At 54.9% G+C, this 275-nt stretch carries 1 protein-coding gene; it reads left to right on the top strand.

Annotation, left to right across the window (positions count from 1 at the left end):
* The coding region (locus C450_RS11815) for a hypothetical protein (RefSeq protein ID WP_005043677.1) at positions 1 to 232 on the top strand (232 nt) is incomplete at its 5' end.
* Between the last annotated feature and the right edge of the window lie 43 nt (positions 233 to 275).

Raw genomic sequence — 275 nt, forward strand, 5'->3', positions numbered from 1 at the left:
CGAACCGATCGGGATCGTGAAGATATCGAATGAAACCGGCTACGAGCATCACAAGGTGCGCTATTCGTTGCGGGTGCTCGAAGAAGAGAATCTGATCGAACCCACCAGTCAAGGAGCGACGACAACCGACCAAACAAGCGGATTCGTGGAGGAACTCGACACCAAAACCAGCGGTATCAGCGAGCAGCTTGACGGCATGCGGCTCGAGAATACAGACGAGAGCGTCCAGTAGGTTCGAAATTGAGGGGAAGGAGAGGAGGAGCGCACAGTACACG

It is taken from the genome of Halococcus salifodinae DSM 8989 (assembly GCF_000336935.1).
GTDB classification, from domain to species: Archaea; Halobacteriota; Halobacteria; order Halobacteriales; family Halococcaceae; genus Halococcus; species Halococcus salifodinae.